Annotated in this window: 2 protein-coding genes; one reads left to right on the top strand and one right to left on the bottom strand. The window is 41.0% G+C overall.

Annotation, left to right across the window (positions count from 1 at the left end; translation table 11 throughout):
* Positions 1 to 257: 257 nt before the first annotated feature.
* Positions 258 to 605 (bottom strand): helix-turn-helix domain-containing protein, encoded by a 348-nt coding sequence (locus OGM63_RS12520; RefSeq protein WP_263745900.1) that lies wholly within the window; start codon positions 603 to 605, stop codon positions 258 to 260.
* A 223-nt stretch (positions 606 to 828) separates the two neighbouring features.
* Between OGM63_RS12520 and OGM63_RS12515 the strand changes: the two genes are divergently transcribed.
* On the top strand, positions 829 to 960 hold the full coding sequence (locus tag OGM63_RS12515; RefSeq protein ID WP_263745899.1) for a hypothetical protein: 132 nt from the start codon (positions 829 to 831) through the stop codon (positions 958 to 960).
* Positions 961 to 1177: the final 217 nt, after the last annotated feature.

Raw genomic sequence — 1177 nt, 5'->3', positions numbered from 1 at the left:
TACCCTTGAAGACTGTTTCCGATTTATCGGAAATACATCTTCAAGGGTGTTTCGTTTTTGACTCGCAATTCATCCCATCACCAACACTCCGTGTATGGTGTGGGGCTTCTTGCTGTACAAGCTAAATCGGCTTGCTTTATTTCTCTGACTTCTGGATCTTGTTTCTCTTGGTGACTTTTTCTTGCTCGTTTCCAAATGACCCCCTTTTTTTGAGTACCCGTCTTAATCTGTCGGGACTCAGTTGAATTTGGCGATCGCTAAAAAGTTTTTGAGCTAATTGAACACTGTTGTATGTACGTGGTTCTTTTTTGAGACAATATAGCCAAAAATACTATATCTTCTTCGTCATACTTCGTTTTTCCCCCTCGACCTGGCAACTCCCAAAGCCCTTCCATTCCAAGTTTTCGCCATTTATGCAAGACTTTTCTTACAGTCTGAGAAGTCCAATTAAAATGAGCAGCTATTTTTTCCACGTACCAGCCGTGTGCGTTTAACCTGATTACCTCTGCTCGGTCTTTAACTTTCTGCGGTACATCCGTAGTTCTTAGGTTCAACAGAGTTTTGTCTTGGTCACAAGTCAGAAATACCCTCAGACGAGCGCTCATAAGTAAGTCACCTCGGTAGATAAATTCTCCGTATTTATTTATCTTTACATAGTTTGGTTTTTTCGCGCCGACTTACTTATTGTCAATAAAACTGTTAATTGTACAGGTGCGGAATTAGCACGGATGGTGGAGAAAGCAGCGCGGATTTTATTTCATCAGGGTAGGGAGATGGAAATTGGGTTGGTGGAGTTGTTGGAGCAAAGGGAAATGATAATACCGTTGTATGTACGAGATACCGATAGAATTTTGGCGATCGCTTTCTCGTGCTAAATATGTCTCACAACCTGCATCAAGTCCAGATACATCGGTTTTTGCTCCTGCGATTACCACCTTCTGGGGAGAAGTATCTTCCTAAACTATGTAAATACTGATTAACCAATTTGTTGAGAATTCAATGCCTGCTGTTGCACCGTTGTGGCAAATTTTTTATCAACGTAGACAATAGCAGCAATTCCAAATTCAAAAATCTAGGAGGAGTCAGTGGTTAGGGAAAACACTGAATCCGAGAGCATGAAGTCAATCAAATGCTGCCAACTGTCAAACAGCAAATACTTAGTAAGAGAATGGAAAAG

The organism is Plectonema radiosum NIES-515 (assembly GCF_025753815.1).
In the GTDB taxonomy this organism is placed as follows: Bacteria; Cyanobacteriota; Cyanobacteriia; order Cyanobacteriales; family Nostocaceae; genus Hassallia; species Hassallia radiosum_A.
Note: the sequence above shows the minus strand (reverse complement) of the source record. Positions and strands in the feature narration are given on the sequence as shown.